Source organism: Clostridium tagluense, assembly GCF_003865095.1.
Taxonomy (GTDB): Bacteria; Bacillota; Clostridia; order Clostridiales; family Clostridiaceae; genus Clostridium_AD; species Clostridium_AD tagluense.
The window spans coordinates 63,702-80,177 of record NZ_BHYK01000020.1 but is presented as its reverse complement, the minus strand read 5'-3'; the positions used below and the strand labels follow the sequence as shown (position 1 = coordinate 80,177).

The 16,476-nt window shown below is 28.7% G+C and carries 11 protein-coding genes and 1 pseudogene; 11 read left to right on the top strand and 1 reads right to left on the bottom strand.

Going from position 1 to position 16,476, the window contains the following annotated elements; translation table 11 throughout:
* Positions 1 to 2: 2 nt before the first annotated feature.
* The 8 genes from Ctaglu_RS16490 to Ctaglu_RS16455 all read left to right on the top strand — a co-directional run bounded on the left by Ctaglu_RS16490 (position 3) and on the right by Ctaglu_RS16455 (position 11,213).
* Positions 3 to 467 (top strand): hypothetical protein, encoded by a 465-nt coding sequence (locus Ctaglu_RS16490; protein ID WP_125003659.1) that lies wholly within the window; start codon positions 3 to 5, stop codon positions 465 to 467.
* A gap of 1 nt (position 468) precedes the next feature.
* Positions 469 to 4,440: a DUF6079 family protein gene (locus tag Ctaglu_RS16485; protein WP_125003657.1), complete on the top strand. Its 3,972-nt coding sequence runs from the start codon at positions 469 to 471 to the stop codon at positions 4,438 to 4,440.
* Positions 4,441 to 4,450: 10 nt separating this feature from the next.
* Complete coding sequence (locus tag Ctaglu_RS16480; protein ID WP_125003655.1) at positions 4,451 to 6,730, top strand: alkaline phosphatase family protein; 2,280 nt, start codon at positions 4,451 to 4,453, stop codon at positions 6,728 to 6,730.
* Positions 6,731 to 6,739: 9 nt separating this feature from the next.
* Positions 6,740 to 8,134: a BREX system Lon protease-like protein BrxL gene (gene brxL / locus Ctaglu_RS16475; RefSeq protein ID WP_125003653.1), complete on the top strand. Its 1,395-nt coding sequence runs from the start codon at positions 6,740 to 6,742 to the stop codon at positions 8,132 to 8,134.
* Positions 8,135 to 8,263: 129 nt separating this feature from the next.
* Positions 8,264 to 8,773, top strand: coding sequence for a hypothetical protein (locus Ctaglu_RS16470; protein ID WP_125003651.1), 510 nt, complete (start codon positions 8,264 to 8,266; stop codon positions 8,771 to 8,773).
* The gene (locus Ctaglu_RS16465; protein ID WP_125003649.1) at positions 8,761 to 9,171 is read left to right on the top strand and encodes a protein NO VEIN domain-containing protein; all 411 of its coding nucleotides are present in this window, start codon (positions 8,761 to 8,763) and stop codon (positions 9,169 to 9,171) included. Before Ctaglu_RS16470 ends, Ctaglu_RS16465 begins: the two co-directional genes overlap by 13 nt.
* Before the next feature lie 127 nt (positions 9,172 to 9,298).
* Complete coding sequence (locus Ctaglu_RS16460) at positions 9,299 to 9,715, top strand: hypothetical protein (RefSeq protein WP_125003647.1); 417 nt, start codon at positions 9,299 to 9,301, stop codon at positions 9,713 to 9,715.
* Between the two features lie 400 nt (positions 9,716 to 10,115).
* Complete coding sequence (locus Ctaglu_RS16455; RefSeq protein ID WP_233439831.1) at positions 10,116 to 11,213, top strand: helicase-related protein; 1,098 nt, start codon at positions 10,116 to 10,118, stop codon at positions 11,211 to 11,213.
* Between the two features lie 47 nt (positions 11,214 to 11,260).
* On the opposite strand, the pseudogene Ctaglu_RS25980 reads toward Ctaglu_RS16455, so the two are convergent.
* Positions 11,261 to 11,571, bottom strand: a pseudogene (locus tag Ctaglu_RS25980) (phosphoribosyl-ATP pyrophosphohydrolase).
* A gap of 402 nt (positions 11,572 to 11,973) precedes the next feature.
* Here Ctaglu_RS25980 and Ctaglu_RS26245 point away from each other — a divergent pair.
* The 3 genes from Ctaglu_RS26245 (at position 11,974) to Ctaglu_RS16440 (ending at position 16,241) form a co-directional block, all read left to right on the top strand.
* Complete coding sequence (locus tag Ctaglu_RS26245) at positions 11,974 to 12,105, top strand: hypothetical protein (RefSeq protein WP_267901293.1); 132 nt, start codon at positions 11,974 to 11,976, stop codon at positions 12,103 to 12,105.
* Between the two features lie 276 nt (positions 12,106 to 12,381).
* On the top strand, positions 12,382 to 12,666 hold the full coding sequence (locus Ctaglu_RS25975; protein ID WP_233439830.1) for a DEAD/DEAH box helicase family protein: 285 nt from the start codon (positions 12,382 to 12,384) through the stop codon (positions 12,664 to 12,666).
* A gap of 38 nt (positions 12,667 to 12,704) precedes the next feature.
* The gene (locus tag Ctaglu_RS16440) at positions 12,705 to 16,241 is read left to right on the top strand and encodes an SIR2 family protein (RefSeq protein ID WP_125003645.1); all 3,537 of its coding nucleotides are present in this window, start codon (positions 12,705 to 12,707) and stop codon (positions 16,239 to 16,241) included.
* The last annotated feature ends 235 nt before the right edge of the window (positions 16,242 to 16,476 follow it).

The window sequence follows — 16,476 nt, the reverse complement described above, 5'->3', positions numbered from 1 at the left end:
TTATGGATATAAAAAAACACTTAAATGAGATAGTAAATAAAGAAGTGTACTCTAGGGTAAATTCACATGTAGCAATTGGCGAACTTGATAGTAGTGAAATAGAATATATAAAAAAATGTAAAAATTTTGAATATGTCGATTTTGAAGATAGGGCAAGTGATTTCTTTCGAGAAACAAAAATGACTATAAAAATATTCGATACAGGAGATTTTTTTAAGTATATAAAACAGTTATCCAGTAAATCAGACAAAATATTAGTTATTGATAATTTGCAGATTATACAAAATATATTATATAGCTTAGATGGTGAAGGGAATCATTTAAAGCAATTCTTTGTAAGTATGATAAATCAAAGCTTTACAAAAGAGGTATTATTTATATTTTCCAATATTAGAATCATGAAAATGGAAAAATGTCTAAAAAAAGCTGACTTTCCTCAAAAAAATACAATTAAGTGGGGTGATTAATATGAAGATTAGAGATATAGTTAGCCTAAAGGAATTTGATCCAGTAGTAGATTTAAGTTGGGCGGGAAATATAAATGAGCAGGAAAGACTACTTTCAAACTATATTATGACGGAGCAATTGGCAGAAGTATTTACCGATATGCTAGAGAGTCTAAATTTTGTTAGAAGTGATAATAGGCGTGAACTAAAAAGCGGAGATGTAGATTCGGTAGCAACGAAAAGATCACATATTATTTCGGGACAATATGGTACGGGAAAGTCATATTTTTTATTGATGCTTAGCGTAATATTGGAAATGAAAAATCCATATCTTGCAGAGGCTATTATCAATAGATTTAGCAAATTTCCAGAGTTGCAATTTCAATTAAAATTCATAAGAGAAAATAAGAAATATTTTGTTGTTCGTATAAATGGTGAGGCAGAGAATGAAAAGGAATTTAAGGATGTAATTCAAGAGCGTATTATTTCAGCTTTAGAATATGAATTTGGGGACGTACCAATTCAGACTGTATATATAAAAATGAGAGAGATGCTTGAAAAAGTATATGAGCAGCATAAAATTACTATGGACGAAGTACTAAAAAGCAAGGAGTATGATATTGAGGATATTATAGCGGGGCTATATCACTATAGAAAGGATGCCATTGTACAGATGGAAGGTGTGATAAAAGAGGCATTAGGATTTACACCAAAGGTAGAAATAGATAGCTTAGATAGCTTTATAAAGGACGTTAATATCATATTAAAAAACAATGGATATGATGAGCTTATTGTGATTTTTGACGAGTTTTCCGCATACCTTACAGCATCTATGGAGAGTGGAAGAATAAACAAAGATCTAGGATATATTCAAACCCTGGCACAACTTTCAGCTAAAGGATACAGAGAGAGTCAAGGAATTAGAGTAGCATTTATTACATCAACACATAAAGATCTAAAAGAAATGATTGGAAGTAGTGGAAACTCAAATAAGGATGAATTAGACAAGGTATTTGGTAGATTTGATAGCCATATTCTGGCTTTTGACCAAGGCGAAGAGCTATTAAAAAATACGATAGAGCTTGATAGAAGCACCTTTGCTGAATACAGAGTAAAACATAGCGAATATATTAATACTCTTAAAGATAAGTATAGCAAGGATTTTTATGATTTCTATCCACTACATCCAGCTACCGTAGAATATTTAGAGCCTATATCACAGTTATATTCTCAAAAAGTACGTACTTCATTTGGTTTTTTAAAAGAGGTAGTAAGGGAAAAATATTTCGGGAAAGAAATTGAAGAAAATGGGAAATTGAATCTTATTACAATTTCCGATTTATTTGATTACTTTGAAAATGCTATCGAATCTAAGCATTCAGAAATAATAAGTGTTTATTACCAAAACTATAACTCTCTAAAAAGTGACGATGATTTGGTAGATTTTCTAAAGGCACTTACTATTGCACATGCTAGTTCTTTTACAAAATCTTCAGCAGGTGTAGAACTTTCAGCTGAAGAGATAAAGAACTTATACCAACTACCTAGTGAAGAGTATATTAGAGAAAAGTTAAACCCTGTTATAAACAGTAAGTACTTAAATATAACTACAAATGAAGGAAAGTATAGGTTTTTTTTGTCAAATAGCAGAGTTAATATAGACAAACTAATAAATGATGCAAAGGATAAAATAGATCCCTATACTATCCTTAATTTAATTTTGAAAAAATCTGTAAACAGGATATTTATTAAAGAAAATTATGATATTAAATACAATATGGGTTTATTTCCTCTAGATAGAAAATTAGAAGGAGAAATATTTTCCTTAAATGAGTTGGAAAATAGTAATTTTGTAAAAATATTTTCAACAGAAACAGATGGAAAAATTATTTTCTTGATACCGAATTTCAATGAAAAGTTTAATAGGGAAGAGTTTGTAGAAACGTATTCAGAAAATATGAAGGAGTTATCTTTAAATATAAGTTTAGCCATCCCAAATAGTCTTGTATTTTTACCTGAAGAATTAAAGGAATATGGAGCTATGCTTTATTTAGAAAAAAACAACGAAGAAATATCCCAAAATGAGGAAATAAGAAAAATATTTATAAAGAGAAAAAGAAAGTTGGAAGACAAACTTAGAAATAAATACCTAAGAAAGTTTGCTAATCTAAGAAACTTTACATTTATTTTTGGTGGAGGAGAAATAAAAAATGATATAAGACAGGATATTTGTCTGTATAGGGAAATTTTATATAAGTACTATAGTAAGTTTCCTTATGAAATTGCTGTAGAAAACTTTAATAGCAGAGCACCATTAAATGAAATACATGATAAATTTATTAATGGAGGAATGGGGGAAATAGTAAAAAAGGAAACATCTTCTGTTTCTAAACATGTGTTCAATACGTTGAAGCCACTAGATTTAGTTTCAATTAAGGGAAAAGTCAATAGTTATTCACTAGAATTTAAGATGCCTGATAAGTCTATAAGTTCTATATCAAAGCAGATTATGGATATTATTGAGCTGCCTGAAGACAAAATGGACTTGGCAAGCAAACATTATAAGCTTACATCTTCGCCATATGGGTTATCCCTTCCATTGATAGGGTTATTCTTTTTAGTTTCCAGTAAGATGGGTAGAATAAGTATTTATAGTAAAGATGGATCCAAAGTAGTAAATATTGATAAAAAGAATTTAGAAATAATATCAAAATACCCAGATGATTATATAATCACAAGAAATACTGTGGAAGATATACCAAAGGAAGTAGGAGAAGTTTGGGCAAAGTTAATTGAACTAAGGATAGTACCAAATTCTAAATCGAAAAAATTTAGAGCGGATGGAAGAAATGAGTTTAATATATATACCACGTTGGGATCAGAGATAAATATTATTTTAAACAACCTAACGGATAAAGAACAAAGATTGGCTCGAAAAGATGTAAAAACGAGAAAACTTAAATCATTTGTTAATAAATTGGAAGTAACATCCAAAACACACGCACCTTCTGATTTTTATAGTGCTGTAGTTGATATACCAAGTATATTTAGAAGGCAAACTTTTGAAATGAATATGGAGGAATTTGGTGATTACATTAACAAACTTAAAAACGTCACTAGCCATGAAATCATTAAGTTTGAAAGAAATAATGAGCTAGTGACTAATTTAAGTTATAGAATTAAAGATTTATTGAAATTTCCAGTGATGAAGGAAGAGTTAATTGCTGTAGAACATGAGCTTAAGTTATATAAAGAGGACTTTTTAAATTTTGATATTAACGAAAGTATAGACCTAAAAGCAGGAAAACTGCTTAATAATTATAATGATGAATTTAAAATAATACACGATGAGTATCATGAAAGATATCACGAGTTAAAGGAAAAGTTAGTTAACAATCAACGAAATAGAGTTGAAAGTCTTAAATTATTAGCAGATATAAAATTCCCTAATATTGCATCTGTAAATAGCTTTTTAGAAGAAATAGAATCTTACGAGAAATGCACACTTCTAATAACAGAAGGTAAAATAGCACAGTGCAAAAGTTGTAGCTGTGATGAAATTAAGAAAGTAGAGAGTGGAATTGAAGTTTTGGTTGAGAAATTTAGAAATTATGACAGACAAGTTGTAGGGGTTTTAGAGAGATATGTAAAGGAACTAGGAAACTCTAATATCAAAGATAACTTCAAATTCGATGAAGTATATAAGAATACAGTAATAAAACTCAATAGTATAGGAAGTGAATTTGAAACTGGAGACGAATATATTTTTTTGAAGGAGAACATAGATAAAGTAAAACCACAGCTTATTGAAGTTATTAATAAGAACGAAGAACCAATTCACAAAAATGTTGGTATTAAGGAACTTGAAAGTAGACTATTATCTGAAATAAGAGCTTTAGGACAAAATTATGTTACTTTAGAGGATATACAAGCTAAATTCAATAAATTGGTAGATGAGTATAGGTCAAAAGAGATTAACATAGTCAAGGTATAGGAGGGGAAAGATGGTTACCATTGTCAAGGATTATTCACAACAGTACGTTTCAGATGTTGAAAATATAATAGTTGGAGATTTAACATCTTATCTGTTAGCTAGAAAAAAAATCTTTTTAAACAGAAGCAATGGTGGACAGTTAGAAGTTGTAATAAGAAAAAGCAGTTTTTTCAATTTGTTTTTAGATATAGAGGAGTTTAGCGAGGTTTCTGTTAAAGATGTTAAGGAAATTCAAGAACCAATAGACATACTATTAACAAAACATTTTGGATCAACTTTAAATGTATTTGAGATTTTGAATATATCTAGAGATATAAATAAATCTCAGCTGGAAAGAATGAAGAAAAAAATGCTTGATATTTATTTTAATGAATTTTCAGATTTGATAAGAGATGAATTTCTAAAAAATGATCCGGATAATTTATTAGAAAGCATGGTTAGGTGCCATATTTTCTCCAAATATAAAGAGCATAATTATAATTCATTGGTAGGAAGTATTTATTCTGGGGCTTATAAACTATTTAGAGATAACCAAAAAATAAAGTCGGGGTTTGAAAGTTATAGAGATAATTTATCAGGATACATACAGAAATGTAATCAACTTTTAGAGGTAAACCATAAAAAAATAGATAGTTTTATGGAGTTTAAAAACACGAAATTTTTAAATGAAATATCTGGAGAATTAAAATTTGAGAGTGAATTTTTCTTGAATAAATTGTTGAAAGAATTTAATTTTATTAGAAATTTTGAAGAAGTGAAGTTAGCCTTACAATCATATAAAGAAAAATTTGCATATAAGATAGAGGATATTAATTATTTGGTAGACAATTTGGAAAAGGTATTCGCCATAAGGCTAGATAAAATTGAGAAGTTAGATGACTGGAAAGAATTTTTCAAGAGTGAATATTTAAAATATAATACGCCTTTTTTCGAAAGTAATCTTGAAAACAAAATCATAAGCATTGAGAAAAAATATCAAGTGAATTTACAGGATTTAAAGAATAGCATAAATAATATATGGAGTAATTCGAGAAATACATTTGAAAGCTTCTATTTAGAGAACTATAACAATCTTCATAGTTCTGTTAGTAAAAAAGGGTTGGATTATGCAATATCTGAAAATATGAAGTATACATCAGTAGGAAAAAAAACATTGTTATTATTTATTGATTGTTTGAGATATGATATTTGGACAGAAATAAAATTTGCATTAGAAAAAAGAGGGTATTTTTGCCAAAAGGAGGATGTGCTGCTGAGTGCTATTCCTACAGTAACAAGCTATTGTAAAAAGATATTATATAATGGGAAAAAGTACAATCAGATAGATCATGGTAATCAGTTAAAAGGAATAGTTAACCTGTTTTTTGAAAGAAAATTTAAGAAACTAGATAATTGCAGTGAACTATTTGAGTGCTTTGACGATTATGATGTATTTTTATATGAGATCTTGGATTTAGATTATTTTTTTCATAACATTAATGAATTGGATTTGAATTACATTAGTAGTAGTATTAATGTAAAGTTAGATAAGCTTTTTTCTAAATTGAAAGCTGAAGATTTAAATGTTATTGTAATGACAGATCATGGAGCCATTAAGCTAGATGCATCAGGATTAAAATCAATGGATTTTAAGGACTATGTGAGTGATAATAACTTACAACTTGAAAACCATGGAAGGTATGTTAAAATTTATGGTAGCTATTTTGACGAACTTATATATAACAATTTAAAAGAAAAGTTTGATAAAAGTTCAGTATATAATTGCATTGATAGGGAGAATATGAATAAATATTATCTTCCTGTTGTTGAAGCAAATAGAGAAAATTACTTTTACTTAATTTATAAAAATAATTTTTATCCTAAAAGTACTGGTAAATATAATCATGGTGGAATTAGTTTAGAAGAGGTTATGATTCCCTTTGGAGTATTTACTACGGAAAGAAAACAGTATAGTAATATTGAAATAGAGGTTAAAAGTAATAGTATTGAAATAGATAAGATTTCAGAAATAAAGTTATTAATTAAAAATACCAATGAGATTACTAAGTTTAAAATAAAACTTGTTAATTTAGAGATAGAGGATTACATACCATATTTTGACGGAAATAAACTTATTCAACTTCCAATAAAAATTTCTCGTGCAGAGGAGAAAATTATAGATATACTTGAGGTTGAATTTTATTTTTTAGATGAGAAAGTTGAAATGAAAATACCCATTGAAATTTTTGTGAAAGAAAATAAAGTTAACAAATTTAATGAAAAGATTAAAAATAGTAGAAGCTTATTATAGGAGGACAGTATGGAAATTTGGGAAAGACTTTTAAAGGATAACTTTGGAAGTGCAGTAGTTGATAAACCAAAAGCTATAAAAAATGAGATACATGGTCTTCCAAGATATGTATCTGAGTATCTTATTGGATTCTTTTGCGAAGATGAAATAACCGATGATGGAATAAAAGAAACCAATGCGTATATCCACAAACATAGAATTGAATCAAGGGAAAAAGAAAAGTTCCGTAATGAGTTAAGAATAGATGGAAATATCAAGATAATAGATAAATTCAAGGTTAAGATAAATCTTGGGAGTGGAAAAGGAAATAAAAAACCAACTCAAATGGAAATTCCCAGTCTTGCAATAAATGATGCAGAGGTCTCCGATAATATATTGACTGAACATCCAAGATTACTAATAGATGGACTTTGGGGAATGGGGGAAGTTTCATATGACTTTGTAGCAAAAGATATTTGTCTTACTCAATTTAAACCGTTTCAACTGTCGGACATAGATGTTGATGAGCTTGTTGAATCAAGAAGTGGTTTTGATTCAGAACAGTGGATGAACGTAATGATAAGTACTATAGGTCTTAACTTTCAAAATTATGATAGGAGAGAAAAATTGATATTACTTTCTAGACTTATTCCAATGGTTGAGAATAATGTATTTATGATGGAGTTTGGTAGCCCAGGAACAGGAAAGACATATGCTTATGAAAATCTTAGTTCCTATTCTAGAGTAATTTCTGGAAGTAAGGTTAGTGCTCCACAATTATTCTATAATCTTACTACAAAGCAGGATGGACTATTGGTTCAGTATGATGTTTTACTTTTTGATGAAATTGATAAGGTTCAAAGGACCGGCCTAGAAGATAACGTAAATAATAAGCTATATCAATATCTTGCTTCAGGAAAGTTTGATCGTGGTGGCGTAGAAAAGGTTAGTGAGTGTGGAATTATGATGGTTGGAAATTTACCTTCTGGTTATTTTGATAAAAAGAATTTGCTGGGTGACTTATTACATACTACTAATACTCATAGTGCATTTTTGGATAGGCTTGCAGGTGTTGTACCTGGTTGGGAGTTGAAAAGCATAGGAAATCCTAATAGTGCATATACAAAAAACCTTGGATTTGCAGCAGATTATTTTAGTGAAGTGATACATAAGTTAAGGAGGAAAAATTACAACTATATAACAAATAGAATTAATTTAAAGGATTGTTCCATAAGAGATACAGATGCTGTAAATAAGATGGTAAGTGGGATGATTAAGCTTGTATATCCAGACGGAGAAGTAAGAGATGAGGAGCTTAGAGAACTTGTTGATTTAGCTATAGAGTATAGACAGTTTGTTATCGATCAGAATTATAGGGTAAATAAAGATGTCAATTTTGATAAAAAACTTTTATATGAGATATAGATGAAGAGGGTAACTTTGTAGTAATATGGGCCCGTTGTTCAAGTTAGAAAAAATTATAAGCGCTGGATAGAAATTTCTTCTATATTAGAGAATGTTAAATATATTTTATTGAAAATGAGGTTAATACACATGATTTTAACAAATTCTTTTCCTGTTCTTGCTTTTTCATGGATTATTCAATCACCTTGCTCATTTATAAAGAAAATGGATAGATCTGTTTTTATTCATCATGGAACCGGAATTCCTAGAGAAATAAGAGGATTTTTCAATATTGATACCATCAAAGCAAAAGAAAGGAAAGCTATTGTTTTTAAATATAAAGAGATGCAATTTAAGGCATACATAGAATGCGACTATATAAATAGGACAAGGCTTATGTGGTACAGTGATTTTGCTTCTGTTATAAATAATGAGTTACAAATGTGGATGAAGTATTTTACCAAGTTTAAGGAAAGTCAAGATATTCATCCGGAAATGCATATTATCAAGGAATCGGATACCGTTTATATTATAAAAATTATTGATTATGCTTTTGGATGGGTAGATGGACTTCCAATGACAATAAGGGAAAAGAATATTGAAACTTTTAATTTGGATGAGTTTTTTCGAAATAAGAGCGGAAAAAAATTGATTATATAGAAAAAGCCAAATTCAACTCTAAGATTGGGTTCTTAGGAGAATCATATATACTTGAATACGAAAGAAATAAGTTGATTAAGGCAAATCGAGCAGATTTAGCTGGGCAAGTGGAGCATGTTTCTGATACAAAAGGAGATGGACTTGGTTTTGATATATTATCTTTTAATGTGGATGGCAATCCTAAATTTATTGAAGTAAAAACATCAATTACCCAAAGTGAATCCTTTTATGTAACGAAGAATGAATTAGAGTTTTCTAAAGACTATTCAGGGTATTTTTATTTATATAGATTAACGGAGTTTGATTGGCTGAATAATATTGGGAATCTTTTTATGTCACATGGAAATTTATATAAATTATTAGATTTAAAACCAATTTTATATCAGGGGAAGTTTTAAGAAAAAACTAGCTACTATATTAGTTGAACAATATAAAATGGAAATTGAAAGTAGCTTAAATAAATTTAAATTGTTATAACGAATATATGGTTTTTAAATTGATTAATAGGTAAGGTGAAGTGAAAACATGAGTACTGATAAAAGATTAAACAATCAAAAGATTATTGAAGATTTCAAAGAAGTATTTTCTCAAGATAATAAATATAAAATGAATAATAACAATATAAAGGTATTGATTAAAAATATAATCGAGATTTTTCAAGAAAGATGCACTAAAATTTTTTACCCCAAATGGCGTGGTAATGAGGGCGATACAAAAGTATTTGTTCTTAAATTAGACGAACGACTTTTAAGTAAATATGGAAAAAAAAGAGAAAATATTATTACTGTTAGATTAAGGACACAACAACTGGATATAGAAGTTTTTAGCGGTTTATATAGTAATGGTAAGGAATTCCATTATGATTCAAATGCTAAAGATAGCGATCTTCTGAAATTATATAAAGATATTAATGATTTGTTTGTTTCGCAAATTGTTAGTTAAGGGAATATCAGCATACTGTAGCAGCACATCAAACTCAAATAGCAAGAAGAGATTGGAAGTTGAATGGATAATATTAGGTCATAACAATTAAATGTTGCTCCTGGGGAAAAGTAGATTTAAGGTTTTATAATGTACCCAATAAATCCTTTCATCCTAAGTCGTATATATTTGAATATGAAAAGGATGGAGATATTTTTATAGGATCTTCTAATATATCGAGGTCTGTATTAACTACTTGAATTGAGTGGAATTATAGATTAAATAAGGATAAAAGCTTAGAGGGTTTTGCACATTTTAAAAATATCTTCGAAGATCTATTTTTAAATCATTCTATAATTATTGATGATGATAATGAGATGAAACGATATTCATCTGTAGCAGCAGGAGACATGCAGAGTATATGAGTAAATATTTCAATGAAAATGGGATTAAAGCTTGCACTGTAGTAAGTGGTGCACAAACTGAGTTTTCTATGCAGCGACGGGAAGCAGTAGATAAACTTAAAAAAGGAGAATTAAACATTATATTTTCTGTGGACATGTTCAATGAAGGATTAGATATTCCTGAAATTGATATGATATTATTCCTAAGACCCACAGAATCCCCCACCATTTTTCTTCAGCAGCTTGGACGCGGTTTAAGAAAGTATAAGGACAAGAAATATGTAAACATTCTAGATTTTATAGGCAATTATAAAAAGGCACACTTGATTCCATTCTTTTTAAGTGGAGATTTAAAAGATATTGAAAAGAAAGCTAAAGGTGGTAAATTACCTCAAGAAGAAGAATATCCAGAGGATTGCATAGTAGATTTTGATGTTCAAATAATTGATATATTCAAGAAGATGGTAGAGCAGCAAAAGAATATATTTGATCTAGTAGTAGATGAGTTTAATAGAATAAAAGAAGACTTAAAAACTAGACCAAGCAGGCTTCAAATGTATACTTATATGGATGACGATCTTTACAATGTAATAGGATCCAGAGGAGAATTAAATATTTTTAATGATTATTTAGGGTTTCTAAATAAAATAAATGAACTTTTAGAAGCAGAGAAGTTATTTTTAAACACTAAGGCTTATGAATTCTTAAATAATATTGAAAAAACTTCAATGACCAAGACTTATAAAATGCCATTACTTTTAGCTTTTTATAATAATGGTAAGATAAATTTAAAGATAGATGAAGAATGTATTTTCCAAAGCTTTAGGGGATTTTATACTAAACCGTCTAATGCAGTGGATCTTTTGAGACATGATGCAACTAAAAACTATAAGAGCTTTGATAAAAAGGATTATCTAAGAATTGCAGAAAATCCAATAAAGGCATTTTTAAATTCTGCAGAAGCTTTCTTTTATAGGGATAAATCATATTTTTGTTTAAATGATGATTTAGGTGAACTTAGTGAAAGTGACGTATTTGTAGCTCATTTTAAAGATATTATAGATTATAGAACTAGAAGGTTTTATAAGGAAAGACTTGAGAAGTTAGAAAAATAAATAGGATAAATTAACCCTCCATAGAGAAATGCTATGGAGGGTTTTGTCTATTCGTAAACTTTTTCGAGGACTATGCCCTTGTCAAAGCCACCTCTTTCTTCTTTTTTGTATTTCTCTTGTTAATTAAATCTTCCTCTGAATATCCAAGAGCATTTGCAAGGCCAAATAAAACTTCCATAACGTCAGCAAGTTCTTCTAGGTTTTTATCTTCTAGGTATTCGGATACTTCTTCATTTAATTTAGATTCTAGTAGGGGTAATAGGTCTTCTTTTTTAGCATAGTGAATATCAAAGCTTTTGCCTGTGGCTTTGATGATTTCAGGGATTTTGTCGCGGACTAGTTTGTTGTAGATTTTAATATGGGGCCTCCTTTGGGTGTTAGTATAGGTTTATTATAGCATAGGCGTTGGTATTGTGTTGTTTAATGTAATAGGTGGCAAAGTCCTTTTCAGTAGGTAAGAAATTGGAATTATAATACCACATTTAAATTTACTAGGAAGTTTATTAAAAGCATCCCAAATTATTTATGACGACTTTAGTGATTTATGTGATATAGCATTATTTGCATATGAGGATGTTAAAGAAGAAATTATTTAAGCATAATGGGATTTACTATAACGGATAGGCATTTATTGCTTAGATGTTATATTTTTTAATTTTAAATATGACAGCATTCGCCTAATTTAGCAATATTAATGTGATAGTATGGGGTTAGTGAGATTTTTTTAAATAAAAATATAAAAACATGAAGTGAGATAGATATGGTTAAGAATAAGAACTTGCCACTTTTCACGTGGGTGGCACCAAAAGATAGCTTTAAATTAGGCAGTGTAGCAGAGGATTTGTTTATAGATATATTTTCGGAGGTGTTTGGGCCAGAAAACACAAAGTAGTTATCAATACAGCATCCTTTCATTGATATATATGGAAATAGTAGATTTATAGATTTTGCTCTAGAAAGTGAAGGACAGAAAATTGCCATAGAAATAGATGGAGAGACTTGGCATAATCCGTCCAAGGTATTCCCAGATAAATATTATGATGATTTGCTCAAACAAAATAGTCTTATATATGGAAATCGGAAAATTTATAGATGGGTATATAATCAGTTAAATACAAAGCCAGAGATGGTAAAGGATGAGCTTCAAACTTTTCTTGGTGAATTACCTATGTTTAAAGGGTTAGAAGAATATCTTCCAAGACAAAAGGGCAAGGCTTTTGTACTTAAGGATCATCAGGCGGAGGCTATTTACAATCTTGAAAATATGAGAAAGAATAATGAAACCATAGCATTACTATATCATGCTACAGGTAAGACGATAACAGCAGTAACGGATGATAAGAAGTTAGGGAAGAGAACATTATTTATAGCGCATACAAAGGAATTAGTGAATCAAGTTAAAGATGCATTTGAAACTGCTTGGTCAGAGGCTTCTTGCCTCGCTTTAAAGTAAAAATAAAATAATTATGTTTATAATGGGAAGGTGATAAAATGACTTGTGAATTACCAAGTACAATAAAGAAAGCAATTAAAAATAATACTTTAGTATTTTTTATAGGTTCTGGAACTTCTGTGCCTTTAGGATTTCCAAATTGGGATGGATTAGTTATTGAAATTCTAAATGAGTTAGCAGTGGATGATTCTGATTTGACAGATTTTATTCCTTTATTAAAAAAGAAACGGATGACAGCTATTGAAATACTAGAAAAAGTTAAAAGCAATAAAAAACAAATATTGGAAATTATGAAAAAAAGATTTTTAGTTGATATTGAAGATGAAAAATTAATTAGGCATAAAAAATTATGGGAGATAACAAGTAAAATTATAACTACTAATTATGATACTGCAATAGAAAATTCACACCTTAATAAAAATTTTAAGCCTACAGTATATACGCAGTCTTTTGAAATAGCACAACTAAATAAAAATGTTGAATATCTACTTAAACTACATGGTAGTATTGAAGATGTTGATAACTGTATTTTATTTAATGAAAATTATAAGGATTTATATGATGGTAAAGAAGAAAAATGTGTGCTTTTTCAATTAAAGAAGATACTTACAGATTGTACTATTGTATTTTTAGGTTTTAGCTTGCAAGATCCTTATGTGTGTAATATTTTTGAAACTATGAATATGGTATTTGAGGGGTTAATGGATAAACACTTCATTATCTCTACAACTGAAGAAGATTTCAGTCGCTACGGTACCGAAGTTCTTAAAATTAAAAATTGGGAAGATGGTTTAGAAGAAATATTAGACGAAATGATTCAGTTAAAGCCACCTAAAGATACATCTGCGGAAGAAGTAACTGCAACAATAGAAGAAGAAAACTTGGATGTTGTAAGTAAAGAAACATATAAAATCAAAATTGCTTTATTACTTGCCTCTCCTATTGATAATCCGTATAAATTTAATTTAAATGACATTACAAAAAACTTTGATAAATTGGATGTAGACATAGACTGCTACCATCTTTCACTTGAAAAAGTATCAGAATTAGAAGGATATGATTATATTATTTTATTTTGTGAAACCTTTAAAAACAAATTGTGCCTGGAGGATGAATACTTTAAAAGTGATTTTGTTAGTTTAAAAGATTTAGAAGATAATCTTTATTGTGAAAACTTAAAAGCGGTATTTTGTTTTACCAATGATAATATAGAAATCGAAGAAACACTTACCACGCCTATAATTATTTATAAACAAAAAAAGAGCAATATAAAAGATGTTATTATAAAACTATTTAGAAGGTTTGATGAAAAATTCATAACTTCTGAATGCAAATACAATGTTCTAGAAAAAATAGAACATATTAAACTGACAGCTGGTAAGGCAAACATAATGAAATTGGAAACAACTATGCCTGATTCAATTGATATTAAAAACCTTACAGAGTTTGTCGGTAGAAAGTCAGATCTAGAAGCAATTATAAGAAAGGTTATGGATATACATTTCACGGGACAAATCCTTACTATAAAAGGGTCTGGTGGAATTGGAAAAACTACAATCGTTAAAAAGATTGTCCAGGAATTTTCAAGAAGAAGTTTTTTTAGCCAAGGCATATATTTTATTGATTTGGAGCATATAGAAAATTATAATCAGTTTGAGCATAAAATTGCTCAATGTTTTGGAGTTGATAATATAATTAATTTTAAGGAACATGTAAAGTTAAATAAACTTGAAAAAGATTGTTTGATTGTTTTAGATAACTTTGAAACCTTGTTATATGTTGAAGATTCCCCAAACATAAAAGAACTAGTAAAATTCATAAGCGACTACGCTATAATAATTCTTACCACAAGAGAAATTGTATTTCCAGATTCACGTTTTGAGGAGGTCTATCACCTCCGTGATTTTACTACAGAGGAAGCAGTGAAATTATTTCAAAACTACTATAAGTCAACTATTAATGAAAATGAAATGAAAATTTTAAAATCTGATATTATAGAAAATTTACTAAATAAAAATCCCCTCGCCATTAAAATTGTTGCTACAAATTTACCAAACGGAAAAGATATGAAAACTTTAAAGCGGAATCTAGAGGAAGACTTTTTTAATACACTTGGTGAATATAAAGATGATATTTACATTAATGAATGCGATCAAAATATTGAAAGATCAAAATCACTATATCAATCAATTAATTATTCGTATAAAAGATTGCAGAGTAAAGAAAAACTTGCTTTTGAGTTGCTTTCTTTGTTTCCAGATGGAATCAACATGGAATATTTCAAGAAGTTTTTTAAAACCTGCTCAAAAAAATCATTACTTACTCCAATAAATGATTGTGACTTAAAGTCTCTTGGAAATAAATCCTTGGTAGACTTGATCAATGGTAAAATTAAATTGCAATCCATAATTCGAAGATTTTCAGAATATCAGTTTAATCAAAGTGTGGAAGATGACAAGGTATTATTTTTTAAAGAAGCCTATAATTATAATTATTTTTTATTATCAATTATACGCAATATAGCATACGACAATTATCGGCTTTCTTGTGAACTATTTGATAATGAGTTTAATAATTTTATAAAGAGTATTACTTATATTAATAAATTTGAGAATTTTAAAATAACTAAAATAGAAAAATTAAAGCATATAAATGCACTTACAGCCTACAAGAGTATGACTTATTCTACAGAAAAATTACTAAATGAATTAGCACAACTGAATGATTATTTTGATTCTATTCAAGATGGAAAGTTACTATTTAACCTAATTAAAATCAAGACAGATTATAATCTAGGAAATTTTGATACAGCTTTTAGAAATTTAAAGAAAATAATATCCTTTACTGAATTCAGAAACGTACTTGATAAGGATAACCTATTTAGAATAATTATTGCAAATGCTTTTGCACTTTATTTTTGGGAGGGTGATGCTTTTGAATTTTGCAAATGGATGATTGAAAATAAGTTGAAATTTCTAAGATACTACAATGATGCAGTATTTGAATTAGGTAAATATACGAAAATTATCGATCATAATAATGAAAAAACCTTTTTCGACTTTGATATAGCATTTAATAGAGGTAGTTTAAATGAAGAAGAACTAATTAATTACATTAATAATATTTATCCCAATAACCACCTAGAAAAAATGCAAATCCATTATTTAAAATCAAAACAAGAAAAGTTAGATAGGAATCACATTACCAACTTGGTTGTGACAAATCCTTATACTTTAGGATTGCAGAACTTAATGTATGCCTTCATTGAAAAGGATAAAGAAAAAGCAATAGAGTATTACATGAGAGCAACAGAAAATTTGAAACATATCAAATATTACTATGTAGAATGCATCTATTATTTTTCGAGCTTTCTCAAGGAAATTGAGCATACAGATTATGACTATTGGTTAAATAAAGGATACACTTTAGCAAAGCAGCATTACTATGGGTTTTTAATCTATAGGTTTGAATGTCTACTAGGAAAGACTACTGGTGCATATAATGAAGATGGCTATCCTTTACCGGAAGAATTAAATTTTGATGGACATTTTAAGCTGCTTGAAAAAAGTATTTAATGAGTAGCAAAGATAAATTGTTCACTACGTGTCTAGATACGGTACCAGTACCATCAGTTAAATATCAAACTACTGTAGCAGGTGTAACAAAAATATGATAATAAATCTAGCATGCTAAATAAATGCTAGATTTTTCTTTTGCTTTAGATTATAGATAAGTATACTATATATAAAATTAAATAGATTACCATTAATCATCTACAATGGAGAATTTAAACATAATATGTTATAATTA